Annotated in this window: 19 protein-coding genes; 7 read left to right on the top strand and 12 right to left on the bottom strand. The window is 57.4% G+C overall.

The annotated features are described in order from the left end of the window. Positions 1-3: 3 nt before the first annotated feature. Positions 4-1,005: a low-specificity L-threonine aldolase gene (ltaE, locus tag CWM53_RS13020; RefSeq protein WP_100631465.1), complete on the bottom strand. Its 1,002-nt coding sequence runs from the start codon at positions 1,003-1,005 to the stop codon at positions 4-6. Positions 1,006-1,043: 38 nt separating this feature from the next. Further along, the gene (gene poxB, locus CWM53_RS13025; RefSeq protein ID WP_074386614.1) at positions 1,044-2,762 is read right to left on the bottom strand and encodes a ubiquinone-dependent pyruvate dehydrogenase; all 1,719 of its coding nucleotides are present in this window, start codon (positions 2,760-2,762) and stop codon (positions 1,044-1,046) included. A gap of 151 nt (positions 2,763-2,913) precedes the next feature. Here poxB and CWM53_RS13030 point away from each other — a divergent pair, with 151 nt between their 5' ends. Continuing rightward, positions 2,914-3,348, top strand: coding sequence for a DoxX family protein (locus CWM53_RS13030; protein WP_074386433.1), 435 nt, complete (start codon positions 2,914-2,916; stop codon positions 3,346-3,348). A 207-nt stretch (positions 3,349-3,555) separates the two neighbouring features. Here CWM53_RS13030 and hcr read toward each other — a convergent pair whose 3' ends face one another. The 4 genes from hcr to aqpZ all read right to left on the bottom strand — a co-directional run bounded on the left by hcr (position 3,556) and on the right by aqpZ (position 8,041). Further along, complete coding sequence (gene hcr, locus CWM53_RS13040) at positions 3,556-4,524, bottom strand: NADH oxidoreductase (RefSeq protein ID WP_100729795.1); 969 nt, start codon at positions 4,522-4,524, stop codon at positions 3,556-3,558. A 10-nt stretch (positions 4,525-4,534) separates the two neighbouring features. After that, positions 4,535-6,187, bottom strand: coding sequence for a hydroxylamine reductase (gene hcp / locus CWM53_RS13045; RefSeq protein WP_100631535.1), 1,653 nt, complete (start codon positions 6,185-6,187; stop codon positions 4,535-4,537). A 143-nt stretch (positions 6,188-6,330) separates the two neighbouring features. Next, positions 6,331-7,230: a lysine exporter LysO family protein gene (locus tag CWM53_RS13050; RefSeq protein ID WP_048329829.1), complete on the bottom strand. Its 900-nt coding sequence runs from the start codon at positions 7,228-7,230 to the stop codon at positions 6,331-6,333. Positions 7,231-7,345: 115 nt separating this feature from the next. Beyond that, positions 7,346-8,041, bottom strand: coding sequence for an aquaporin Z (gene aqpZ / locus CWM53_RS13055; RefSeq protein WP_002896434.1), 696 nt, complete (start codon positions 8,039-8,041; stop codon positions 7,346-7,348). Between the two features lie 419 nt (positions 8,042-8,460). Between aqpZ and CWM53_RS13060 the strand changes: the two genes are divergently transcribed. The 3 genes from CWM53_RS13060 to macB all read left to right on the top strand — a co-directional run bounded on the left by CWM53_RS13060 (position 8,461) and on the right by macB (position 13,309). After that, positions 8,461-10,119 carry an ATP-dependent endonuclease gene (locus CWM53_RS13060; protein ID WP_100631467.1) on the top strand — a complete coding sequence of 553 codons (1,659 nt, stop codon included), beginning with the start codon at positions 8,461-8,463 and terminating at the stop codon, positions 10,117-10,119. A gap of 137 nt (positions 10,120-10,256) precedes the next feature. Next, on the top strand, positions 10,257-11,372 hold the full coding sequence (macA, locus tag CWM53_RS13065) for a macrolide transporter subunit MacA (RefSeq protein ID WP_061155198.1): 1,116 nt from the start codon (positions 10,257-10,259) through the stop codon (positions 11,370-11,372). Beyond that, complete coding sequence (gene macB / locus CWM53_RS13070; protein WP_061155197.1) at positions 11,369-13,309, top strand: macrolide ABC transporter ATP-binding protein/permease MacB; 1,941 nt, start codon at positions 11,369-11,371, stop codon at positions 13,307-13,309. The genes macA and macB overlap by 4 nt, the downstream gene beginning before the upstream one ends. A gap of 66 nt (positions 13,310-13,375) precedes the next feature. Here macB and cspD read toward each other — a convergent pair whose 3' ends face one another. After that, entirely contained in the window at positions 13,376-13,597 is a 222-nt protein-coding gene (cspD, locus tag CWM53_RS13075; RefSeq protein ID WP_002896516.1) for a cold shock-like protein CspD, read from the bottom strand. 325 nt (positions 13,598-13,922) lie between these two features. Here cspD and clpS point away from each other — a divergent pair, with 325 nt between their 5' ends. Both clpS and clpA read left to right on the top strand, forming a co-directional pair. Next, entirely contained in the window at positions 13,923-14,240 is a 318-nt protein-coding gene (clpS, locus tag CWM53_RS13080) for an ATP-dependent Clp protease adapter ClpS (protein WP_002896520.1), read from the top strand. Positions 14,241-14,270: 30 nt separating this feature from the next. After that, positions 14,271-16,550 carry an ATP-dependent Clp protease ATP-binding subunit ClpA gene (gene clpA, locus CWM53_RS13085; protein ID WP_061155196.1) on the top strand — a complete coding sequence of 760 codons (2,280 nt, stop codon included), beginning with the start codon at positions 14,271-14,273 and terminating at the stop codon, positions 16,548-16,550. Positions 16,551-16,668: 118 nt separating this feature from the next. On the opposite strand, the gene infA is transcribed toward clpA, so the two are convergent. From infA to trxB, 5 genes are all read right to left on the bottom strand, one after another. Continuing rightward, positions 16,669-16,887, bottom strand: a complete 219-nt coding sequence (gene infA / locus CWM53_RS13090) for a translation initiation factor IF-1 (RefSeq protein WP_001040187.1) — start codon at positions 16,885-16,887, stop codon at positions 16,669-16,671. A gap of 351 nt (positions 16,888-17,238) precedes the next feature. Beyond that, complete coding sequence (gene aat / locus CWM53_RS13095) at positions 17,239-17,943, bottom strand: leucyl/phenylalanyl-tRNA--protein transferase (RefSeq protein WP_061155195.1); 705 nt, start codon at positions 17,941-17,943, stop codon at positions 17,239-17,241. A 39-nt stretch (positions 17,944-17,982) separates the two neighbouring features. Next, on the bottom strand, positions 17,983-19,704 hold the full coding sequence (cydC, locus tag CWM53_RS13100) for a heme ABC transporter ATP-binding protein/permease CydC (RefSeq protein ID WP_100631468.1): 1,722 nt from the start codon (positions 19,702-19,704) through the stop codon (positions 17,983-17,985). Continuing rightward, positions 19,705-21,471 carry a heme ABC transporter permease/ATP-binding protein CydD gene (cydD, locus tag CWM53_RS13105; RefSeq protein ID WP_100729794.1) on the bottom strand — a complete coding sequence of 589 codons (1,767 nt, stop codon included), beginning with the start codon at positions 21,469-21,471 and terminating at the stop codon, positions 19,705-19,707. It abuts the gene before it with no gap. A 114-nt stretch (positions 21,472-21,585) separates the two neighbouring features. Further along, positions 21,586-22,554: a thioredoxin-disulfide reductase gene (trxB, locus tag CWM53_RS13110; protein ID WP_012542328.1), complete on the bottom strand. Its 969-nt coding sequence runs from the start codon at positions 22,552-22,554 to the stop codon at positions 21,586-21,588. A gap of 532 nt (positions 22,555-23,086) precedes the next feature. Here trxB and lrp point away from each other — a divergent pair. Then, a complete protein-coding gene (lrp, locus tag CWM53_RS13115; protein ID WP_000228469.1) occupies positions 23,087-23,581 on the top strand; it encodes a leucine-responsive transcriptional regulator Lrp in 495 nt (164 codons plus the stop codon). Positions 23,582-23,622: the final 41 nt, after the last annotated feature.

The following is a 23,622-nucleotide window of genomic DNA, read 5'->3' on the forward strand; positions in this document are numbered from 1 at the left end:
TCCTTAGCGCTGTAAAAAAGCCTGCCAGTGAGCGACCACCTCGCTCAGCTGCTGACGATTGACATCCAGGTGAGTGACCAAACGGACGATTGGCGAGGCGTTGATCAACACGCCGCGCGACTGCATAAACTCGCCGAGCGCCGGGGCCTGCGCTTCGCCGACGCGCACAAACAGCATGTTGGTATCGTGGCGGGTGACGTCGGCGCCGATGGCGCGTAGCTGCTCCGCCATCCACGCGGCGTTGTCATGATCCTCCTGCAAGCGCTGCACGTTATTTTTCAGCGCGTACAACCCGGCAGCAGCCAGAATGCCCGCCTGGCGCATGCCGCCGCCGACCATTTTCCGCCAGCGGACGGCACGGCGAATGTACGCCTCGCTGCCGAGCAGCAGCGAGCCTACCGGAGCGCCAAGCCCCTTTGACAGGCAGATGGTGAAGGAGTCGCAGTACTGGGCGATATCACGCAGTTCGCAGCCGTAGGCCACCACGGCGTTAAAGATGCGCGCGCCGTCGACGTGCAGCGCCAGGTCGCGCTGGCGGGTAAATGCCCAGGCTTCCTGCAGATAGTCGCGCGGCAGCACCTTACCGTTATGGGTATTTTCCAGGCTGAGCAGACGGGTGGGGGCGAAATGAATATCGTCGGGTTTGATTTTCGCCGCCACTTTCTCCAGCGGCAGCGAACCATCCGCTGCGGCGTCAATCGGCTGTGGCTGAATACTGCCGAGTACCGCCGCGCCGCCGGCTTCGTACAGATAGTTATGTGCCCCCTGGCCGACGATATACTCTTCGCCGCGCTGGCAGTGGCTGAGCAGACCAACGAGGTTGGCCTGGGTGCCGGTGGGCAGAAACAGCGCCGCCTCTTTGCCGGCGAGGTCGGCGGCATAGCGCTGAAGTTCATTGACGGTAGGGTCGTCGCCATACACATCGTCCCCGACCGGGGCGGCCATCATGGCTTCCAGCATGGCACGCCCGGGGCGGGTAACGGTATCACTGCGCAGATCGATCACGGCTTTTCCTTGTTCTGGTTCAGAGTATGGCTTCTGTTTTACCTGAGCCAGTTGGTTTTCGCCAGTTCGATGACTTCATCGCCGCGCCCGCTGATGATCGCCCGCAGCATATACAGGCTAAAACCTTTCGCTTGTTCCAGCTTGATCTGCGGCGGGATCGCCAGTTCCTCTTTAGCGACGACGACATCGACCAGCACCGGGCCGTCGGTGCGAAAAGCGGTCTGTAGCGCTTCATCCACCTCGGAGGCTTTTTCAACGCGTATACCTTTGATACCGCAGGCCTCGGCGATGCGGGCGAAGTTGGTATCGTGGAGCTCCGTACCGTCGGTGAGATAGCCCCCAGCCTTCATCTCCATCGCCACGAAGCCCAGCACGCTGTTGTTAAAGATGACAATTTTCACCGGCAGCTTCATCTGCGCCAGCGACAGAAAATCGCCCATCAGCATGCTGAACCCGCCGTCGCCGCACATGGCCACTACCTGCCGCTCCGGGGCAGTGGCCTGGACGCCGATGGCCTGCGGCATGGCGTTGGCCATTGAGCCGTGGTTGAACGAGCCCAGCAGACGGCGTTTGCCGTTCATTTTGAGGTAGCGTGCTGCCCAGACGGTCGGGGTACCGACATCGCAGGTGAAAATGGCGTCTTCATCGGCAAAATGACTGATCTGCTGCGCCAGATACTGCGGGTGAATGGCTTTATCACTGGGTTTAGCCAGATCGTCGAGGCCTTTTCGCGCGTCGCGATAGTGCTCCAGCGCCTTATCCAGGAAGTGGCGATCGGTCTTCTCTTCCAGCAGCGGCAGTAGCGCTTTCAAGGTCGATTTAATATCGCCCACCAGCGCCATATCGACCTTACTGTGCGCGCCGATGCTGCCGGGGTTGATGTCGATCTGAATAATTTTGGCGTCGGTTGGATAGAAGGCGCGATAGGGGAACTGGGTGCCCAGCAGGATCAGGGTATCGGCATTCATCATGGTGTGGAAGCCAGAGGAGAAGCCAATCAGCCCGGTCATGCCGACATCGTACGGATTGTCGTACTCCACGTGCTCTTTGCCGCGCAGGGCGTGGACGATGGGGGCTTTAATTTTGGCCGCGAACTCCACCAGCTCCTGGTGAGCACCGGCGCAGCCGCTGCCGCACATGAGCGCGATATTGCTGGAGTAGCGAATAAGCTGCGCCAGCTTGCGCAGTTCTTCTTCCGCCGGAGTGACCGTTGGCAACGGCGCATGATACCAGTGGCTGCTGGCGCTCTCCGGGGCGGCCTTCAGCGCCACGTCACCGGGCAGTACCACCACCGAGACGCCGCGGTTAATCACCGCTTTACGCATGGCGATGGCCAGCACCTGCGGAATTTGTTCCGGGGTGGAGACCAGCTCGCAGTAGTGGCTGCATTCGCGGAACAGTTCCTGAGGATGGGTCTCCTGAAAATAGCCGCTGCCGATTTCGCTGGAGGGGATGTGGGCGGCAATGGCCAGCACCGGCACATGGTTACGATGACAGTCAAACAGACCGTTAATCAGATGCAGGTTGCCCGGCCCGCAGGAGCCGGCGCAGACCGCCAGTTCGCCGGTCAGTTGCGCCTCGGCGCCAGCGGCGAAAGCAGCGACCTCTTCGTGCCGGGTGGGCATCCAGTCAATGGTGCCCATGCGGTTCAGACTATCGCTCAATCCATTGAGGGAATCTCCGGTGACGCCCCAGATACGTTTCACGCCAGCCTGTTCCAGCGTTTTGGCAATGTATGCGGCCACGGTTTGTTTCATGATCTCCATCTCCTTTTTGTGATAACGCCTTCAAGCTTAGATGAAACTGCAGGTTACGTTGCTGATTGCCCCTTATTTTTTGCTGGTTTTATTGCTGAAAAATTGTGCATACTCTGGGACCACACAGGGTGTAAAACAGGAAGCACATCATATGGTTAAGGGAATGTTAAACGCAGTAAATAAAACGCTGTCGCATGAAGACGCCGGTAAACTCTTGTTACGACTCGCCGTCGGCGGGTTAATGCTGTTTCACGGTCTGCACAAGCTGCTGGACGGCGTGGGCGGGATCAGCGGCATGCTGGTGGCGAAGGGGTTGCCGGGGTTTATCGCCTACGGTGTGCTGGTGGGGGAAGTGGTCGCTCCTTGCTTGTTAATTCTCGGCGTCCTGACCCGTCCGGCGGCGCTGGTGCTGGCGTTCACCATGGTGGTGGCGTGGCTGATGGTCGGTCTCGGCAAGACGTTTGCGCTTGATGCGGTGGGGGCGTGGGCGATCGAGAACCTGGTCTATTTCTTTGTTGGCGCGCTGGCTATTGCGCTACTCGGCGCGGGGCGTTATTCGCTGGCCGGTCAGTCGGCCTGGCGGTAAAAATGCCTCATTCGTCCTGGGGCGTAAAGTCGATACTGTTGTCGGTTTGCAACTTTTTCAGTCCGAGAAAGCGTTTATCTCATGTCGCCTGAGCGTTTATTGTCGCCAGGGATTTTCCCGGAGGCGGCGCATTGCGCCTTCTCCGGGCTATTCAATCGCACAGCGCTGTAGCCCCGGTAAGCGGTAGCGCCACCGGGGATTTTGACCTCAGGCCAGCACCAGATCGCTCTGCGGATGGCAGGAGCAGGCCAGCACATAGCCGTCGGCGATTTCGGCGTCAGTGAGCGTCATGGTGCTGGTGACGCTGTACTTCCCGGAAACCACTTTCGTTTTACAGCAACCGCAGACGCCGGCGCGGCAGGTGACGGTCACCGGCACCTTATTACTCTCAAGCGCATCAAGCAGTGTGGTGCCCACCGGCGCGTAAAACTCGCGCGCTGGCTGCAGTTTGGTAAATTTCAGGCCACTGGTCGCGGCCTCCGCCACTGGGGTGAAGAACTTCTCCTTAAAGAAGCGGGTGACGCCCAGAGCGGCAACATCCTGCTCGACCTTCTCCATATAAGGCGCCGGGCCGCAGGTCATCACGGTGCGGCTGGCTAAATCCGGCACGCTCTGCAGCAGCTCCCGGGTCAGACGGCCGGCGACAAAGCCATGAGTGGCATGATGCTCCGCCACCAGGGTGACTGGATACTGGCGCCACTCCTCGGCAAAGATCACATCCTCCGGCGAACGCACGTTATAGATCACCTGCACGTCGGCCTGCGGTCGATACTTCGCCAGCCAGCGGCGCATCGACATTATTGGCGTTACGCCGCAGCCGGCGGCCAGCAGCAGGAATTTATCTTCCGCTTTATCGTCGCAGGTAAACTCGCCCATCGCATCGGACAGCCAAAGGTAATCGCCGCGTTTGACTTCGCGGGTCAACCATTGCGAACCCGCGCCCTCGTCAATACGGCGAACGGTCAGCGTAATGTACTCGCTGACCCCCGGCGTGGAGGAAAGGGTATAGGCGCGCAGTGTTTCCGCCGAGTTATGCACGCTGACCAGGGCGTACTGGCCGGCGCGGTACGGATAGTAATCGTGGCACAGCAGCGAAAGGGTCCACACGTCCGGGGTTTCCTGGTGAATGTGGTGAACCTGCATCCGCCACGGGCACTGGGAGGTTGGCATGGTCATCAGGGACTCCTTATGCGCTCAGCAGCTGCTGCATATCTTGTTCTACGGTGGTCACCGAACGCAGACCAAACTTCTCATTGAGGACCGCCAGCAGATCCGGAGTGAAGAAGCCAGGCGCCGTCGGGCCGGTGACGATGTTTTTCACCCCCAGCGACAGTAGCGTCAGCAGAATGACGATCGCTTTTTGTTCAAACCAGGAGAGCACCAGCGACAGCGGTAGATCGTTAACGCCGCAGCCCAGTTTTTCCGCCAGCGTAACCGCGAGAATAATTGCCGAGTAGGCATCGTTGCACTGACCGGCGTCGACCAGACGTGGCAGGCCTTCGATATCACCGAAGTCCAGCTTGTTGAAGCGATATTTGCCACAGGCCAGCGTCAGGATCAGGCAGTCGTCCGGCACACTGGTGGCGAAATCAGTGAAGTAGTTACGTTCGCCGCGGGCGCCATCGCAGCCGCCGACGAGGAAGATGTGGCGCAGTTTTTCACGGCTGACCAGATCGATTAGCGTATCCGCTGCGCCAAGCAGCGTCTGACGGCCAAAGCCGACGGTGATCAGATGCGGGATTTCGCTGTACGGGAAGCCCGCCATCTGCTGCGCCTGGGTGATAACCGGGGAGAAGTCTTCACCTTCCAGATGATTCACGCCCGGCCAGCCGACGATGCTGCGGGTCCAGATGCGGTCGTCGTAGGCGCCGACGGTGGGGTCGATGATGCAGTTAGAGGTCATCACGATAGGGCCCGGGAAGCGGGCGAATTCCACCTGCTGGTTCTGCCAGCCGCTGCCGTAGTTGCCGATCAGATGTTTGAATTTACGCAGCTCCGGATAGCCGTGTGCCGGCAGCATTTCGCCGTGGGTATAGACGTTGACGCCGGTGCCTTCCGTCTGCTCCAGCAGGTTGTAGAGATCTTTCAGGTCGTGGCCGGAGATCAGGATGCACTTCCCTTCGGTGGCTTTAACGTTGACCTGAGTCGGCGTTGGGTGGCCGTATTTGGTGGTTTCACCGGCGTCAAGGATGCTCATCACCTGGAAGTTCATCTGGCCGATCTCCATCGAACATTCGAGCAGCGCGTTCATATCCGCAGGCCAGGTTCCCAGCCATGCCATGATTTTATGGTACTGGGCATAAATCGCGTTGTCGTACTGGCCGAGTACATGGGCGTGCTCCATATAGGCCGCCGCGCCTTTCAGACCGTACAGGCACAGCAGGCGCAGGCCGAGGATATTCTCGCCGATGGCGGCTTTATCTTTATTTGGGGCATAGTCTGCCGCCTGACGCTGCAGGTCACCCAGATCGTCGCTGACCAGGTGTAGATCGGCTACCGGATTATCAACCGCGGCGCTGGCGTCGAGATTCAGGCACTGTGCTTTCAGCGCCTCACGCAGGGCAATAGCCTGACGGGCATAGCCGACGATACGCGGAGAATCGAAGTTGACGTTGGTCAGGGTGGAGAAGAAGGCGCGGGGGGCAAAGCTGTCGACCTCATGATCGATAATGCCATATTCGCGGGCCTTGAGCGCCCAGGCGGACAGGCCTTGCAGTGATGCAATCAGCAGATCCTGCAGATCGGAGGTTTCCGCTGTTTTACCGCACATCCCCTGCGCGTAAGAGCAGCCGTTGCCGGCTGGGGTACGAATGGTTTGTTCACATTGCACACAAAACATGGTCACACCTTTAAAGTTATATTTAATATACATGTTTAAGGTTATGCCGCATGGCACAAGGTGAAAAGGCATTTCTGATACAACTTAAAGGGAGATTGATTTAGCGCAAATTTGGCGGCAGGAAGGTTGCCGCCAGCGCGTACTCAGGCGGTAAAAAAGGCGATCAGGATCGGGACCAGCAGGCTAAGCAGAAAACCGTGCACGATGGCGGCAGGGACGATCTCGACTCCGCCGGAACGCTGGAGCACCGGTAAGGTGAAGTCCATCGAGGTGGCGCCGCACAGCCCCAGCGCTGTGGAGCGGCTGCGGCGAACAAGGCCTGGAATTAACATAATAGCCAGCAGCTCGCGACACAGATCGTTAAAGAACGCCGCGCTGCCGATCACCGGGCCAAAGGATTCGGTGAGTAAAATACCGGAGAGCGAGTACCAGCCGAAACCGCTCGCCATCGCCAGACCGGTCTTTAACGGCAGACCGAGAATAAAGGCGTTAAGTATCCCGCCGAGTAATGAACTGGCCATAACCACCACGGCGACGATCATTCCCCGACGGTTAAGGACTATTTGTCGCAGACTCATTCCATTATTGCGTAATTGAATACCGACGAGGAACAGGAGAAAGATCAGCGTATATTCGCTGGCTTCGGTCGCGTGCTGTAAAAAAGACAGGCCGGTCAGGCCGAGCAGAAAACCGAGCACGACCACGCCGCACAGCTGCAGCGATTCCAGGGCCATGGCCAGGCGCGAGGGTAATTTCTCCTGCCGATGCTGGCTGCGCCATGGCATTTTACTTTCCAGCCACAGCAGGGCGGCAATATTACACAGTAAAATGATGACCACGCTCACCGCGGCGTAATGCAATATGGCCAGCAGGTTGCTGGCCAGATTGTCGAGGAACGCCAGGCTGATCCCCATAAAAAAAAGGATGACATAGACAATCCAGCTGAGCATCCGGTTAATCAGTTTTAGCGCGGAGGGTTGACGAAGTGGCACCAGATAGCCGACAACCAGCGGCAACAGAATGATGAAGAGTCCCGAGAACATGAACGATGCAGCCCTTGCATAATGAGAATAGCGCCCATGACACTACCCAAATCACCGGGCCGAGTAAAGCTGTCACCAGAAAGAAAAAGCCCGGAAACCCGGGCTTTACAAAGGATTAATCGCGTTTTTCCAGCAGGGTGCGATACAGCACGCCGCCGAGGATCCCGCCGACGATCGGCATGACCCAGAACAGCCACAACTGCTGCAGCGCCCAGCCGCCCTGGAAAATCGCTACCGCGGTGCTGCGCGCCGGGTTGACCGAGGTGTTGGTGACCGGAATGCTGATCAAATGGATGAGGGTCAGCGCCAGGCCGATAGCGATCGGCGCAAAGCCCGCCGGTGCGTGTTTATCGGTCGCGCCATGGATTACCAGCAGGAAGCCGCAGGTCAGGACAATTTCAATGACGATAGCCGACAGCATGGAGAAACCGCCCGGGGAGTGTTCGCCATAGCCATTGGAGGCAAAGCCGCTGGCGGCGGCATCAAAGCCGGCTTTACCGCTGGCCACCACGTACAGCACCGCCGCGGCAATAATGCCGCCGACCACCTGAGCGATAATATAGCCAATGACCTCTTTCGCCGGGAAACGGCCGCCGGCCCACAGACCCAAGGTCACTGCCGGGTTGAAATGCCCCCCGGAAATATGGCCAACCGCAAACGCCATGGTTAATACTGTTAAGCCAAATGCCAACGCGACGCCGGCAAAACCAATGCCGAGCTCAGGGAATGCTGCGGCAAGCACGGCGCTACCGCAGCCACCAAATACAAGCCAGAATGTGCCGAAGCATTCGGCTGCTAATTTTCTGAACATAACCACCTCAATTAAAATGTATACGCGCACGAGCGGACCGTGCCGGTCTTTATTTATCGTGATAAGGGATGACGATAAAAATAAAGCGGCGTTATTCTAGAGATAACCGCCATCCCAGAGCCAGTTAAATATATTGATGTTATTTGATTTAGGGCAAGGTGAGTGGATTCCTTTTGCCAGTTTAGCCTTTCCTTTATCCGTGGAAGATTATCAATAGTGTAGAACATAACGCCTGAAATAAAACTATTTTGTTTGATGAATAATCAACAGCCGTTAATAGGCGATAAGTGAGTAATTTTATGAATATATTTAATCTGCTGAATATGATGCGCCGATGCGATTAAGCAGAGTGTCATCTTGCCGCTGCCCTCGCTATACTGTTGATTACTGAAGGAGAGTGGTGGTTTAGCGGAGGGGATATGCTTCTTGAGCGCGTAGAAATCGTCGGTTTTCGCGGTATCAATCGTTTGTCGTTGATGCTGGAGCAAAATAACGTCCTGATCGGGGAGAACGCGTGGGGGAAGTCCAGTCTGCTTGATGCACTAACCCTGCTTTTGTCCCCTGAGTTCGATCTTTATCACTTTGTCCGCGATGACTTCTGGTTTCCCCCGGGTGACATCCAGGGGCGCGAGCACCATTTGCATATTATCCTGACCTTCCGCGAAAGCGAACCGGGCCGCCATCGGGTCCGGCGTTTTCGTCCGCTTCAGCGCTGCTGGGTACCTTGTGACGATGGTTATCATCGGGTGTTCTACCGCCTGGAAGGCGAGCTCGCCGATGACGACACTGTGATGACCCTGCGGAGCTTTATCGATGGCGAAGGCGAAGCGCTGGCGGTTGAGGATATTGATGATCTGGCCAGACACCTGGTGCGTCTGATGCCGGTGCTGCGCCTGCGCGACGCGCGCTTTATGCGGCGCATCCATAACGGAACGGTACCGCATTCGCCGCAGATAGAGATCACCGCCCGCCAGCTGGATTTTCTCTCCCGGGAACTGGTCAGTCATCCGCAAAATTTATCGGACGGTCAGATCCGCGAGGGGTTGTCGGCCATGGTGCAGCTGCTGGAGCATTACTTTGCCGAGCAAAGCAGCGCCCAGACGCGACATCGTCTGATGCGGCGGCGCTCCCATGATGAGCAGCGCAGCTGGCGTTACCTGGATATTATCAACCGGATGATCGACAAACCCGGCGGGCGCAGCCATCGGGTGATCCTGCTGGGGCTGTTTTCCACCCTGCTACAGGCGAAAGGGACGGTGCGCCTCGATCGCGATGCGCGGCCGCTGTTGCTGATTGAAGATCCGGAGACGCGTCTGCATCCGATTATGCTCTCCGTCGCCTGGCATCTGCTGAATTTACTGCCGCTGCAGCGCGTGACCACCACCAACTCCGGGGAGCTGTTGTCCCTGACGCCGGTGGAGCAGGTCTGTCGACTGGTTCGTGAGTCGTCGAGGGTGTCGGCATGGCGGCTGGGACCCGGCGGAATGAATGCCGAAGATAGCCGGCGTATCGCCTTTCATATTCGCTTCAACCGCGCCTCATCGCTCTTCGCCCGCTGTTGGCTGCTGGTGGAGGGGGAGACGGAGACCTGGGTTATCAACGAACTGGCCCGCCAGTGTGGTCATCATTTTGATGCCGAGGGGGTGAAGGTGATCGAATTTGCCCAGTCTGGCCTTAAACCCCTGATCAAATTTGCCCGCCGGATGGGGATCCAGTGGCACGTACTGGTGGATGGCGATGAGGCAGGGAAAAAATATGCCGCCACCGTGCTCGGTCTGCTGAATAACGATCGCGAGCTGGAGCGCGACCATCTGACGAGCCTGCCAGCGATGGATATGGAACACTTTATGTATCGTCAGGGATTTGATGACGTTTATCACCGGGTGGCGCAGATCCCGGATAATGTCCCCATGAACATGCGGCGGGTGATCACCAAGGCCATCCATCGTTCATCCAAGCCCGATTTGGCGATTGAGGTGGCGATGGAGGCTGGCCGACGCGGGGTGGACGCGGTGCCGACGCTGCTGAAGAAAATGTTCTCGCGGGTACTGTGGCTGGCTCGTGGTCGCGCAGATTAACCTGCGGCGTAGGGCTGGCGTAAAGCTCTCCGGTAGCTAAACAAAACGTAAGCGACGTTAAAAATGGGTGTTCTGTTGCCGACGGGTTTGGATAGAATCACCGTCTGGAGCGGCAGGGAAACAGCAGGAATCGGATGATGAAAGTGAAGGGAAAACGCAGGACAATCTGGTGGTTGTTAGCGATCGTTGTGCTGGGTCTGGCCGTCTGGGGATGGCGGATCCTGAATGCGCCGCTGCCGCACTACCAGACGCTGGTGGTGCGCAAAGGTGACCTCCAGCAGAGCGTGCTGGCCACCGGTAAGCTGGATGCCCTGCGGAAAGTTGACGTCGGCGCCCAGGTCAGCGGGCAGTTGAAAACGCTGCACGTCAACATCGGCGATAAGGTCAAAAAGGACCAGTTGCTGGGGGTTATCGATCCGGAGCAGGCGCAAAACCAAATTAAAGAGGTTGAAGCGACGCTGATGGAACTGCGTGCCCAGCTCAATCAGGCGCGCGCGGAGAGCAAACTGGCGCAGGTGACTCTGGCCCGTCAGCAGCAGCTGGCGCAGCGCCAGCTGGTCTCGCGACAGGACCTTGATACCGCAGCCACCGACCTGGCGGTGAAACAAGCGCAAATCGGTACCATTGAAGCGCAAATCAAGCGTAACCAGGCGACGCTCGACACGGCGAAGACCAACCTCGACTACACGCGGATCCTGGCGCCGATGGCTGGCGAAGTGACGCAAATTACCACCCTGCAGGGACAGACGGTGATCGCCGCCCAGCAGGCGCCGAACATTCTGACGCTGGCGGATCTCAGCACCATGCTGGTCAAAGCGCAGGTCTCTGAAGCGGATGTCATCCACCTCAGACCGGGGCAAAAGGCGTGGTTTACTGTGCTGGGGGATCCGCTGACTCGCTATGAAGGCACGCTGAAAGACATTCTGCCGACGCCGGAAAAAGTCAATGACGCCATCTTCTACTATGCCCGCTTCGAGGTGCCGAATCCGCAGGGCATCCTGCGTCTCGACATGACCGCGCAGGTGCATATCCAGCTGGCCGAGGTGAAAAACGTGATTACCATCCCGCTGAGCGCCCTGGGTGACGCGGTGGGTGATAATCGCTATCACGTCCGGTTGTTGCGCACCGGCGAGGTAAAAGAGCGTGAGGTTGCCATTGGCGCCCGCAACGATACCGACGTCGCGGTGGTGCAGGGGCTGGATGAGGGAGATGAAGTGATCGTCGGCGAGAGCGCGAGCGGGGCGGCAAAATGACGGCGCTGCTTGAGCTGCGTGATATTCGTCGCAGCTACCCTTCCGGCGACGGCAGCGTTGAGGTACTGAAGGGGATCACCCTCAGCATCAATGCGGGGGAGATGGTGGCGATCGTGGGTGCCTCCGGCTCGGGTAAATCGACGCTGATGAATATTCTCGGCTGTCTCGACAAACCGACCAGCGGCACCTACCGGGTGGCGGGAACCGATATCGCGCAGCTGAATGGCGATGCGCTGGCCCGGCTGCGGCGGGAACACTTTGGTTTTATCTTTCAACGCTACCACTTGCTGTCGCATCTTACCGCCGCGCAGAACGTTGAAGTGCCCGCGGTGTATGCCGGCAGTGAGCGGCGGGCACGCCTGGCGCGCGCCCATGATCTGCTGGTGCGTCTGGGGCTGGGCGATCGGGCTGACTATCAGCCGTCGCAACTGTCCGGCGGCCAGCAGCAGCGGGTGAGTATCGCCCGTGCGCTGATGAACGGTGGGGAAGTGATTCTGGCGGATGAACCGACCGGTGCGCTGGACAGCCATTCTGGCGAAGAGGTGATGGCGATCCTGCATCAGCTCAAAGCTCAGGGCCATACGGTCATCATTGTCACCCACGATCCGCAGGTCGCAGCCCAGGCGGAGCGGATCATCGAGATCCGCGATGGCGAGATCGTCCGCAATCCACCCGGCAGCCGCCAGGGCGGTGGGCTGCGCGCCCGTCAGCAGGCGGAACCCTCGGCGTGGCGTCAGTTTACCAGTGGCTTTCGCGAAGCGCTGGTGATGGCGTGGCGAGCGATGGCGGCGAATAAAATGCGCACCCTGCTGACCATGCTCGGCATTATTATCGGTATTGCGTCGGTGGTATCAATCGTGGTGGTCGGTGATGCCGCCAAGCAGATGGTGCTGGCGGATATTCGCGCCATCGGCACCAATACCATCGATGTCTATCCCGGAAAGGATTTTGGCGATGACGACCCGCGTTATCAGCAGGCGCTGAAATATGACGATTTGCTGGCGATCCAGAAACAGCCATGGGTGCGTTCCGCCACGCCGGCGGTATCGAAAAGCCTGCGCCTGCGCGCCAACAATATTGACGTTGCCGCCAGCGCGGAAGGGGTCGGGCCGCAGTACTTTAATGTTTACGGCATGACCTTCAGCGAAGGCAATACCTTTAATGAACTGCAGCTCAATAGTCGGGCGCAGGTGGTGGTGCTCGACAGCAATACCCGTCGCCAGCTGTTTCCCAATAAAGCGAAAGTGGTGGGCGAGGTGATTCTGGTGGGCAATATGCCGGCCACGGTGATCGGCGTCGCGGATGAAAAACAGTCAATGTTTGGCAGCAGTAAAATTCTCCGCGTCTGGTTGCCTTACACCACCATGGCAGGAAGAGTGATGGGCCAGTCGTGGCTGAACTCCATTACGGTACGCGTTCATGAAGGTTATGACAGTGAAACCGCAGAGAAACAGCTGCTGCGGCTGCTGGAGCTGCGGCATGGAAAAAAAGATGTATTCACCTGGAATATGGACAGCATCTTGAAAACCGCAGAAAGGACCACACATACCTTACAGCTGTTCCTGACATTGGTAGCGGTGATCGCCCTGGTGGTTGGCGGTATTGGCGTAATGAATATCATGCTGGTGTCGGTGACCGAACGGACGCGGGAAATCGGCATCCGCATGGCGGTTGGCGCGCGGGCCAGCGATGTACTGCAGCAGTTTCTCATCGAAGCGGTGCTGGTTTGCCTGGTCGGTGGTGCGCTGGGGGTCACGTTGTCGCTGATGATCGCGTTTATTCTGCAGCTGTTTCTGCCCGGCTGGGAGATCGGTTTTTCCCCGCTGGCGCTGGTGACGGCTTTTCTCTGTTCGACGTTGACCGGGGTGCTGTTTGGTTGGCTGCCTGCGCGCAACGCGGCACGGCTCGATCCGGTGGATGCGCTGGCACGCGAATAGAAATAAAAATGCCAGTCAGAAGGACTGGCATTTTATTAGCAGGATGTACACAATGAAGCAAAAGAGTTATGCAGCCGTTTCCGCTTCCACAGGGACGATCACGCTGGCGTGGTTGCCTTTTGGCCCCTGGTGAACATCAAACCGAACGGCTTGTCCGGCTTTTAGCGTTCTGTAACCATCCATCTGGATGGTGGAGTAATGGGCGAAAATGTCTTCGCCGCCGCCCTCAGGGCAGATAAAACCGAACCCTTTGGCATTGTTGAACCACTTAACAGTACCCATTTCCATACTTCGACATCCTTCGTAAATCTTTATAAGTAAGATGGAATGAACCGGTGGTGGAGTGACGAGTTGTTCAATTGCTCGCCAACTCTCGCCACTACAATTTAGAGAAATACGAAAACGCGTCAAGCGATTGAGGAGGGGGAAAGGCGAAAAATGCGTCAAAATTTGAAGCAGTTAACGCTATTGCCGGGGAATGTGACAGCCGTCGCGGATAGAAGCGATAGATGATAGTTATCTATGATCTGTTGTAGATTTGTGATGAGCATAACCTCTGGTCATCGACAGGCCTCCGCCTGTTGGCAACAGCAACCGATGATGAACACTGACGATGAGTAAGAGAGATTGGCTGGACTTCGAGCACCTGGTTGACGACGAAGTTCGTGATGCGATTAAACCGCCATCTATGTATAAAGTGATATTGGTCAATGATGACTACACTCCAATGGAGTTTGTTATTGACGTGTTACAAAAATTCTTTTCTTATGATGTTGAACGTGCAACGCAACTGATGCTCACGGTTCACTATGAAGGTAAGGCGATTTGTGGCGTGTTTACCGCGGAAGTGGCGGAGACCAAAGTCGCTATGGTGAATCAGTACGCGAGGGAGAACGAGCATCCATTGCTGTGTACGCTGGAAAAAGCCTGAATACAGGCATGAAAATTGGGGGAGGTGCCTATGCTCAATCAAGAACTGGAACTCAGTTTAAATATGGCTTTCGCCAGAGCGCGCGAGCACCGTCATGAGTTTATGACCGTCGAGCACTTGCTGCTGGCTCTGCTAAGCAACCCCTCGGCCCGTGAGGCCCTGGAAGCGTGTTCAGTGGACCTGGTGGCATTGCGTCAGGAACTTGAAGCCTTCATCGAACAAACCACACCCGTCCTGCCAGCCACGGAAGAAGAGCGCGACACCCAGCCGACGCTGAGCTTCCAGCGTGTGCTGCAGCGCGCCGTCTTCCACGTGCAATCTTCTGGCCGCAGCGAAGTGACCGGCGCCAACGTGCTGGTGGCCATTTTCAGCGAGCAGGAGTCGCAGGCCGCTTACCTGCTGCGTAAACATGAAGTCAGCCGACTCGATGTGGTGAACTTCATTTCTCATGGTACACGCAAAGACGAGCCGAGCCAGTCTTCCGATAACAGCGGAAGCCAGCCTGGCAATGAAGAGCAAGCCGGCGGGGAGGAACGTATGGAAAACTTCACCACCAACCTCAATCAGCTTGCTCGCGTCGGCGGCATTGATCCCTTGATCGGCCGTGAAAAAGAGCTGGAGCGCGCGATTCAGGTCCTGTGCCGTCGCCGTAAAAATAACCCACTGCTGGTGGGGGAATCCGGCGTCGGTAAAACCGCGATCGCCGAAGGCCTTGCCTGGCGCATTGTGCAGGGCGATGTGCCGGAAGTGATGGCCGACTGCACCATCTACTCGCTCGACATTGGCTCTTTGCTGGCAGGGACCAAATATCGTGGCGATTTTGAAAAACGCTTCAAAGCGTTGCTCAAACAGCTGGAGCAGGATACCAACAGCATCCTGTTTATTGATGAAATCCACACCATTATCGGTGCGGGGGCGGCTTCTGGCGGCCAGGTCGATGCGGCTAACCTGATCAAACCGCTGCTTTCCAGCGGCAAGATCCGGGTGATCGGCTCCACCACCTACCAGGAGTTCAGCAACATCTTTGAGAAAGATCGTGCGCTGGCCCGTCGTTTCCAGAAGATCGATATCACCGAACCGTCGGTGGAAGAGACGGTGCAGATTATCAACGGCCTGAAGCCGAAGTACGAAGCGCACCATGACGTGCGTTATACCGCTAAGGCGGTGCGTGCGGCGGTTGAGCTGGCGGTAAAATACATTAACGATCGTCATCTGCCGGATAAGGCGATTGACGTCATTGACGAAGCGGGCGCGCGGGCGCGCTTAATGCCGGTCAGCAAGCGTAAGAAAACGGTTAATGTGGCGGATATCGAGTCAGTGGTGGCGCGTATTGCGCGGATCCCTGAGAAGAGTGTCTCCCAGAGCGATCGCGATACGCTGAAAAACCTTGGCGACCGTCTGAAAATGCTGGTCTTTGGTCAGGATAAAGCCATTGAGGCGCTGACCGAAGCCATCAAAATGGCGCGCGCCGGGCTGGGCCATGAGCACAAGCCGGTTGGGTCATTCCTGTTCGCCGGGCCTACCGGGGTCGGGAAAACCGAAGTGACCGTGCAGCTGGCGAAGGCGCTGGGTATTGAGCTGCTGCGTTTTGACATGTCCGAATATATGGAACGTCATACCGTCAGCCGTTTAATCGGGGCGCCTCCGGGTTACGTTGGCTTCGATCAGGGTGGGCTGCTGACCGATGCGGTGATTAAACATCCGCACGCGGTGCTGCTGCTTGATGAGATCGAAAAAGCGCATCCGGATGTGTTCAACCTGCTGCTGCAGGTGATGGATAACGGTACGCTGACTGATAACAACGGGCGTAAAGCGGACTTCCGCAACGTGGTGCTGGTGATGACCACGAACGCCGGGGTGCGGGAAACTGAGCGTAAATCGATTGGCCTTATTCAGCAGGACAACAGTCCGGATGCAATGGATGAGATCAAGAAGATCTTTACGCCGGAGTTCCGTAACCGCCTCGACAACATTATCTGGTTCGATCATCTCTCTACCACGGTGATCCATCAGGTTGTCGACAAGTTTATCGTTGAGCTGCAGGTCCAGCTGGACCAGAAAGGCGTCTCCCTGGAAGTCAGTCAGGAAGCGCGCGACTGGCTGGCGGAGAAAGGCTACGACCGGGCGATGGGCGCACGTCCAATGGGACGCGTCATTCAGGACAACCTGAAAAAGCCGCTGGCGAACGAGCTGCTGTTCGGCTCGCTGGTCGATGGTGGCCAGGTGACGGTGTCTCTGGACAGCGCGAAGAATGCGTTGATCTACGATTTCCAGAGCGCGCAAAAGCACAAACCGGAAGCCGCCCACTAACGCGATGTCTTCAACGTAAAAACCGGCCCTGGGCCGGTTTTTTTTTGCCGGTGGCAGAAATGAAAAGACCGGGAATTATCCCGGCCTTCAGCATCTGACGCCTTAGGGGCGAAAACAATCAGCGACTACGGAAGACAATGCGGCCTTTGCTCAGGTCGTACGGGGTCAGCTCAACAGTCACTTTGTCGCCCGTCAGAATGCGGATGTAGTTTTTACGCATTTTACCGGAAATATGCGCAGTTACCACGTGACCGTTTTCCAGTTCTACGCGGAACATAGTGTTAGGCAACGTTTCAAGTACGGTGCCCTGCATTTCAATATTGTCTTCTTTGGCCATCTAGTCCTCTGGGGTATCACTACCGTAGTTTTGAACCGGCAAGATAATGCCGAAGTTCATCATGTAAGTAAAGTTTTACGTATCTACCCTGAATAATTCACCTTGCCGGAAAGCGCACAGTCAGCACACCGGCAACGGATATATGACGGGTATGAATCGCCGAAGTAGTTTTGGCGCATTGCCCGGAACACACACAGCTATGCCGCGTGACAGGCGCAAACGTAAAGGGGAGTGACAGAACGATGGGCGTTATCTGACTCTTATTATTCCCAAACGGCGGCGGGGCAACAGGCAGAAGCTACTCTACCGCGCAATTATACCATCCTGACGCAAAATGTGCTGAAAACATTTTTATTGCGCGCCTGGAAATAGCACCCGCGGCACCCAAAATCGCTCGGGCAGGCGGTAGCCGCGTAATACTGACAGGTAGTCAAGATAATCGCGGCGGGGAATATCCACCGCGCCTAATGAGGCGGTATGATTGTTCAGTACCTGGCAGTCGATTAATTTACCACCACTCTGCGCAAAAGCCTGACAGAATACCAGCAGCGCGGTTTTGGAGGCATTTTCTGCCCGGCTGAACATCGATTCACCGCAAAACAGCGCCCCTTGCGCCACGCCGTACATTCCCCCTACCAGAGTATTCCCCTGCCAGACTTCAATGGAGTGAGCATGTCCCAGCTCATGGAGTTGGTGATAGGCGCGAACAATACTGCTGGTTATCCAGGTGCCTTCATCGCGATCGCTGGCGCAGCCTTCAATCACCTCGCCAAAGGCATGATTCAGCGTGACGCGATAAGGCGAACGCTGATGAAAACGCTTCATACTGCGGCTGAGATGAAACTGTTCCGGCCAGAGCACCGCCCGGGGATCGGGCGACCACCAGAGGATCGGGTCGCCAGGAGAAAACCAGGGGAAAATACCGCGCTGATAGGCCATCAGCAGACGCGCCGGGCTCAGATCGCCGCCAAGCGCCAGCAGGCCATTAGGTTCACGCAGGGCGCCTTCCGGGGAAGGGAAGGCGATAGAATGCCGGGAGAGCTGAACCAGACGCATTTTAACCTCAATACGCATCAGCAAAAATTAGATAATAGCCTACAGACGCTGTTTAAACTGGAAGTACCGGCCCTGTTTAGCGAGCAAATCCGCGTGACTACCTTGCTCAATTATCTGGCCGTTGTCCATGACTATTATCTGATTAAAACGCGCCAGGCCCCGCAGGCGGTGCGTCACCATCAGCACGGTTTTCTCGCGCATTACTTCCGCCAGAAGATGCAGGATCTGGCTTTCGGTGGCCGCATCCAGACCTTCTGTCGGCTCATCGAGCAGCATCAGCGGCGCATCGTGGAGCAGTGCGCGGGCAATCGCCAGCCGGCGCAGTTCGCCGCCGGATAGCTGGCGTCCGCCTTCTCCCAGCCAGCTGTTCAGTCCGCCATCTTCCAGCAGCTTTTCCAGCCCCACTTTCTCGAGGGTTGTGCACAGCGCGGCATCGTCAGCGTCTGGCGCCGCCAGCAGCAGGTTGTCGCGCAGCGTAGCGCTGAACAGGTGCACGCGCTGCGGCACCACGCTCATCGCCAGACGCAGGCTGGCTTCGCTGAGCTGGGACAGCGGCTGGCCGTTGAGCAAAATCTCTCCCTGTGCCGGGTCCCAGGCGCGGGTGAGCAACTGCAACAGCGTTGACTTTCCACAGCCGGTTCGCCCAAGGATGGCGATATGCTCACCGGCGGTAATCTGCAGGGAGATATTCTCCAGGGCGGGGGAGGGCTGTTGCGGATAGCGGAAGGTAACCTGCCTGAAGGTTAAGGCCACCTGCGCAGGCACGCTGGCTTCACTCTCGACGAAGGTGACCTCCGGCTGCTGGTCGGTGATCTGTGAAATCCGCCGTGCGGAGGCGATTACCTGGCCTAAATGCTGGAAAGCGCCGGTCACCGGCGCCAGGGCTTCGAAGGCCGCCAGCGCGCAGAAAACAAACAGCGCGATCAATGCCCCAGGCTGGCTATTACCACCGATGCCAGCGGACGCCAGCCAGAGCATGGCCACCACGGCGATGCCGCCGATTAACAGCATTACCGCCTGCGAAAGCGCGGTCAGCTCGGCCTGACGGCGCTGCGCGTCCTGCCAGCTGAGCTCGGTCTTTTCCATTTGCGCGCGGTAGCGGTCGCTGGCGTTAAACACCATCAGCTCTGCCTGGCCCTGCAGCCAGGCAGTGAGCTGTTGGCGATACTGACCGCGCAGCTGCGTCATACTCTCGCCGGCCGGTTTACCCGCGCGATAGAACAGCGGCGGCATAACCAGCAGAGTGACCAGCATGATACCGCCGAGCGTCAGCGCGAGAGTGACGTCGAGCAGGCTTAATCCGCAGGTGACCACCACAATCACCACCAGCGCGCCGACCAGCGGTGAAATCACCCGCAGGTAGAGATGATCCAGGGTATCGACATCGGCCACCACACGGTTGAGCAGTTCACCCTGGCGAAAGCGCGCCAGCCCCGCCGGAGAGAGGGGCAGCAGTTTGCTGAAGGTGAAGACGCGCAGGTGCTGCAGCACGCGGAAGGTCGCGTCATGGCTAACCAGACGCTCAAAGTAGCGCCCGGCGGTACGGATAATCGCTGCGCCGCGGACGCCCGCGGCAGGCAGCATATAGTTAAAACTGTAGATCCCGGCGACACCCACCACCGCTGAGGCGGAGAGGAACCAGCCGGAGAGCGTCAGCAGGCCGATGCTGGCCAGCAGGGTCACGATGGCCAGCACGACGCCGAGCAGCAGCATCCATTTATGGCGTTTATAGAGCGCCAGATAGGGTAAAAGTGCGCGCATTTAAATCTCCTCCCGACGATGGGCCAGCAGCGCCGAGAAGGCCCCACTGGCGCGGGCCAGCGTGGCGTAGTCGCCTTGCTCGATAATCTGTCCGTCCTGCATGACCCAGACGGCATCCCAGTCAGCAAGTCCCTCGAGCTGGTGGGTAACCAGCAGCGTGGTTTGCTCGGTGGAGGCATGGGTCAGGGCCTGCATCACCCGTTGTTCGCTATGGGCGTCGAGGCTGGCGGCGGGTTCATCCAGCAACAGCAGGCGGCAGGGCACCAACAGTGCGCGAGCAACCGCGATACGCTGCGCCTGACCTACCGACAGACTACCCGCCTGATCGCCCACGGCGGTATGGATCCCGTCCGGCAACAGGGCGATAAACTCACTGACCCAGGCTTTATCCAGCGCCAGCCGAAGCTGGGCATCGCTGGCTTCCGGCCACGCCAGCAGCACATTCTCCCGTAGCGTAGCGGCAGGTAGCTGGGGATTCTGTCCCACCCAGCTTAACAGGCGGCGCCAGCGTTCGGCGTCCAGTTCGCGCAGCTCTGCGCCGTTGACCTTCAGCGAGCCCTCGTAGGGCAAAAAGCCGAGCAGTGTGTTCAGCAGCGAACTTTTCCCGGAGCCGCTCTGACCCACCAGCACAACGCGTGCGCCAGCAGGCAGTGAAAAGTTAAGCGGCCCGGCCAGGACTTTACCTTCCGGAGACTTGATCACCAGGTCGCGCGCTTCCACGCCAATCAGATCGTTATCATTTAAGGTTTTTTCGCCGCGCTCCAGCTGGGTCAATGGGGTTTCCATAAACGTTTTCAGGCTGTCTGCGGCGCCCACGGCCTGAGCTTTGGCATGGTAGAAGGTGCCCAGGTCACGTAATGGCTGGAAAAATTCCGGCGCGAGGATCAGCGTCAGGAAGCCTGCCATCAGCGTGACGCCCGCGCCATAGTGGCCGAAGTTCAGCTCGCCAAGGTAAGAGAAGCCAAAATAGACCGCCACCAGCGCAATGGAGAGGGAGGTGAAAAACTCCAGCACCCCGGAGGAGAGGAAGGCCAGACGCAGGACTTCCATGGTGCGTTGGCGAAAATCCTGCGAGGCGTCGCGAATATTATCGATTTCTGCCTGACCGCGGTGAAAAATACGCAGGGTTTCCATGCCGCGCAGGCGGTCGAGGAAATGGCCGCTGAGGCGGGCCAGCGCCTGGAAGTTACGCCGGTTGGCATCGGCGGCGCCCATCCCAACCAGCGCCATAAAAAGCGGGATCAGCGGGGCGGTGCCGAGGAGGATCAACGCGGCGGCCCAGTTAATCGGGAAAATAGTGATAACGATCAGCAGCGGTACGCAGGCCGCCAGCGTCATCTGGGGCAGGTAGCGCGCATAATAATCGTGCATATCATCGATCTGCTCAAGGATAAGCGTTGCCCAACTGCCGGCCGGTTTGCCCTGGATCCAGGCCGGGCCCGCCTGCTGGAGGCGGTCAAGAACCTGACGGCGAATTTCATAGCGGATATGCTGCCCGGCCTGAAAACCGACCCGCTCACGCAGCCAGACCACCCAGGCGCGCAGCACAAAGACCAGCACCAGCAGCGTCAGCGGCAGCAGCAGGGCGGTTGCCGGAATATTTTCCATCACCATCCGGTGCAGGATCCGCGCCAGGAACCAGGCCTGCGCCACGATCAGCAGACCGCTTGCCACGCCAAGCAGGCGGGAAATCATCAACCAGCGACGGGAGATAATACTTTGCTGTTTTAACCAGCGGGTTAACTCTTGTTGACGGGTTTTATTCATTGCGCGCTTTGCAGGTATCGTTATGGGAATATTGGGCACGGCAATGTTACATCGCGGCAAAAATAAAGGCGACTTTTCGTCGCCTTCTTTACCTTTGTTACTGACTTGTAAAGATTATTTGCAAGCGTCGGCCAAACCGTCCAGGTAACGCTCTGCGTCCAGCGCCGCCATGCAGCCGGTGCCGGCGGAGGTGATCGCCTGACGATAGATATGGTCCATGACATCGCCAGCGGCAAATACGCCCGGGATACTGGTTTGCGTGGCGTTGCCGTGGATCCCGGACTGCACTTTGATATAGCCGTTTTCCAGTTCCAGCTGACCTTCAAAGATGGCGGTGTTCGGGCTGTGGCCGATGGCGACGAACAGGCCTGCCACTTCCAGAGACTCAACGTTGTCACTGTTTTTGGTATCACGCAGGCGCAGGCCACTGACGCCCATCTGGTCGCCGGTCACCTCTTCGAGGGTGCGGTCGGTATGCAGCACGATGTTGCCGCTCGCCACTTTATCCATCAGACGCTTGATGAGGATTTTTTCCGCGCGGAAGGCGTCGCGACGGTGGATCAGATGCACCTCAGAGGCGATATTGGACAGATACAGGGCCTCTTCAACCGCCGTGTTACCGCCGCCGATCACCGCCACTTTCTGGTTACGATAGAAGAATCCGTCACAGGTCGCACAGGCTGAAACGCCACGGCCTTTAAACGCCTCTTCCGATGGCAGCCCGAGGTAGCGCGCCGATGCGCCGGTGGCAATGATCAGCGCATCACAGGTGTACTCACCGCTATCGCCTGTCAGACGGAACGGACGGTTTTGCAGATCGACGCGGCTGATATGGTCGAAAATAATTTCCGTTTCAAATTTCGCGGCATGCTCGTGCATGCGCTCCATTAGCAACGGGCCGGTGAGATCGTTAGGATCGCCTGGCCAGTTTTCCACTTCCGTCGTGGTGGTCAGCTGACCGCCTTTTTCCATCCCGGTGATCAGCACCGGCTGCAGATTGGCGCGTGCGGCATAGACCGCCGCGGTGTATCCCGCAGGTCCAGAACCAAGGATAAGCAGTTTACTGTGTTTGGCTGTGCCCATGAGATCCCCATATTAATTGGCATACATTGGGCAGAGATTGTAGGGAATTTGTTGTCGTAAAAAAAGAGCACAGCAATTTTGTTAACGATGTGTGCAATAGAAGCCGCCGATGAATTGGCGATTTTACCGGCAAAGAATATAACTATTTCTACTGTCAGCGGGACAATTATAAGACGAAAAAATGAGAATCAACCAGGGGGGATGATGAATATCTGGCATCTTGTACTAAAAATCGATGTTTTGCTTTGACAATCCCCTGTGCTTTTGCGAAAACATTCATGGAAGAAGAAAAGCAGTATTTGGCGTGCGGCGAATTTTCATGCACGCAAATGCCATTTTTATCCGGGTTAACGAAATCTACGCATGGTGTGGACAGACGCCATGCGTGATGTCGGTGACTGCCGTCAGGCAACGGGCTTCTCACGTACCCCTGGGTTACCCATTGTCGTACGGGTAATAACAGGATGGGCTCTGGCAGTGAAGGAACAGAGCCGGAACAGGAGTAGGGAAGGAATACAGAGAGACAATAATAATGGTAGATAGCAAGAAGCGCCCTGGCAAAGATCTCGACCGCATTGATCGTAACATCCTGAATGAATTGCAAAAAGATGGGCGAATTTCTAACGTCGAGCTTTCTAAACGGGTGGGACTTTCTCCGACGCCTTGCCTTGAGCGCGTGCGTCGTCTTGAAAGACAGGGTTTTATTCAGGGCTATACGGCGCTGCTCAACCCGCATTATCTGGATGCATCACTTCTGGTATTTGTTGAGATTACTCTGAATCGTGGCGCGCCGGATGTGTTTGAGCAATTTAACGCCGCAGTGCAAAAACTTGAAGAAATTCAAGAGTGTCATCTGGTGTCCGGTGATTTCGACTATCTGTTGAAAACCCGCGTACCGGATATGTCAGCGTATCGTAAATTACTGGGCGAGACCTTGCTGCGCCTGCCGGGCGTAAACGACACCCGTACCTACGTGGTGATGGAAGAAGTCAAGCAAAGTAATCGTCTGGTTATTAAGACGCGCTAACACGGAACAGGTGCAAAATCGACGTAGTTTGATTACACTCC

This window comes from Klebsiella sp. A-Nf5 (genome assembly GCF_002810545.1).
GTDB lineage: Bacteria > Pseudomonadota > Gammaproteobacteria > Enterobacterales > Enterobacteriaceae > Klebsiella > Klebsiella variicola.

Excerpts from the sequence above, each read along its gene's own strand:
- CWM53_RS13060 (WP_100631467.1), top strand. The coding sequence starts at position 8,461 with ATGCTTCTTGAGCGCGTAGAAATCGTCGGTTTTCGCGGTATCAATCGT.
- macB (WP_061155197.1), top strand. The coding sequence starts at position 11,369 with ATGACGGCGCTGCTTGAGCTGCGTGATATTCGTCGCAGCTACCCTTCC.
- macA (WP_061155198.1), top strand. The coding sequence starts at position 10,257 with ATGAAAGTGAAGGGAAAACGCAGGACAATCTGGTGGTTGTTAGCGATC.
- aqpZ (WP_002896434.1), bottom strand. The coding sequence starts at position 8,041 with ATGTTCAGAAAATTAGCAGCCGAATGCTTCGGCACATTCTGGCTTGTA.
- clpA (WP_061155196.1), top strand. The coding sequence starts at position 14,271 with ATGCTCAATCAAGAACTGGAACTCAGTTTAAATATGGCTTTCGCCAGA.
- cydD (WP_100729794.1), bottom strand. The coding sequence starts at position 21,471 with ATGAATAAAACCCGTCAACAAGAGTTAACCCGCTGGTTAAAACAGCAA.
- cydC (WP_100631468.1), bottom strand. The coding sequence starts at position 19,704 with ATGCGCGCACTTTTACCCTATCTGGCGCTCTATAAACGCCATAAATGG.
- trxB (WP_012542328.1), bottom strand. The coding sequence starts at position 22,554 with ATGGGCACAGCCAAACACAGTAAACTGCTTATCCTTGGTTCTGGACCT.
- aat (WP_061155195.1), bottom strand. The coding sequence starts at position 17,943 with ATGCGTCTGGTTCAGCTCTCCCGGCATTCTATCGCCTTCCCTTCCCCG.
- cspD (WP_002896516.1), bottom strand. The coding sequence starts at position 13,597 with ATGGAAATGGGTACTGTTAAGTGGTTCAACAATGCCAAAGGGTTCGGT.
- infA (WP_001040187.1), bottom strand. The coding sequence starts at position 16,887 with ATGGCCAAAGAAGACAATATTGAAATGCAGGGCACCGTACTTGAAACG.
- CWM53_RS13030 (WP_074386433.1), top strand. The coding sequence starts at position 2,914 with ATGGTTAAGGGAATGTTAAACGCAGTAAATAAAACGCTGTCGCATGAA.
- hcr (WP_100729795.1), bottom strand. The coding sequence starts at position 4,524 with ATGACCATGCCAACCTCCCAGTGCCCGTGGCGGATGCAGGTTCACCAC.
- poxB (WP_074386614.1), bottom strand. The coding sequence starts at position 2,762 with ATGAAACAAACCGTGGCCGCATACATTGCCAAAACGCTGGAACAGGCT.
- lrp (WP_000228469.1), top strand. The coding sequence starts at position 23,087 with ATGGTAGATAGCAAGAAGCGCCCTGGCAAAGATCTCGACCGCATTGAT.
- hcp (WP_100631535.1), bottom strand. The coding sequence starts at position 6,187 with ATGTTTTGTGTGCAATGTGAACAAACCATTCGTACCCCAGCCGGCAAC.
- clpS (WP_002896520.1), top strand. The coding sequence starts at position 13,923 with ATGAGTAAGAGAGATTGGCTGGACTTCGAGCACCTGGTTGACGACGAA.
- CWM53_RS13050 (WP_048329829.1), bottom strand. The coding sequence starts at position 7,230 with ATGTTCTCGGGACTCTTCATCATTCTGTTGCCGCTGGTTGTCGGCTAT.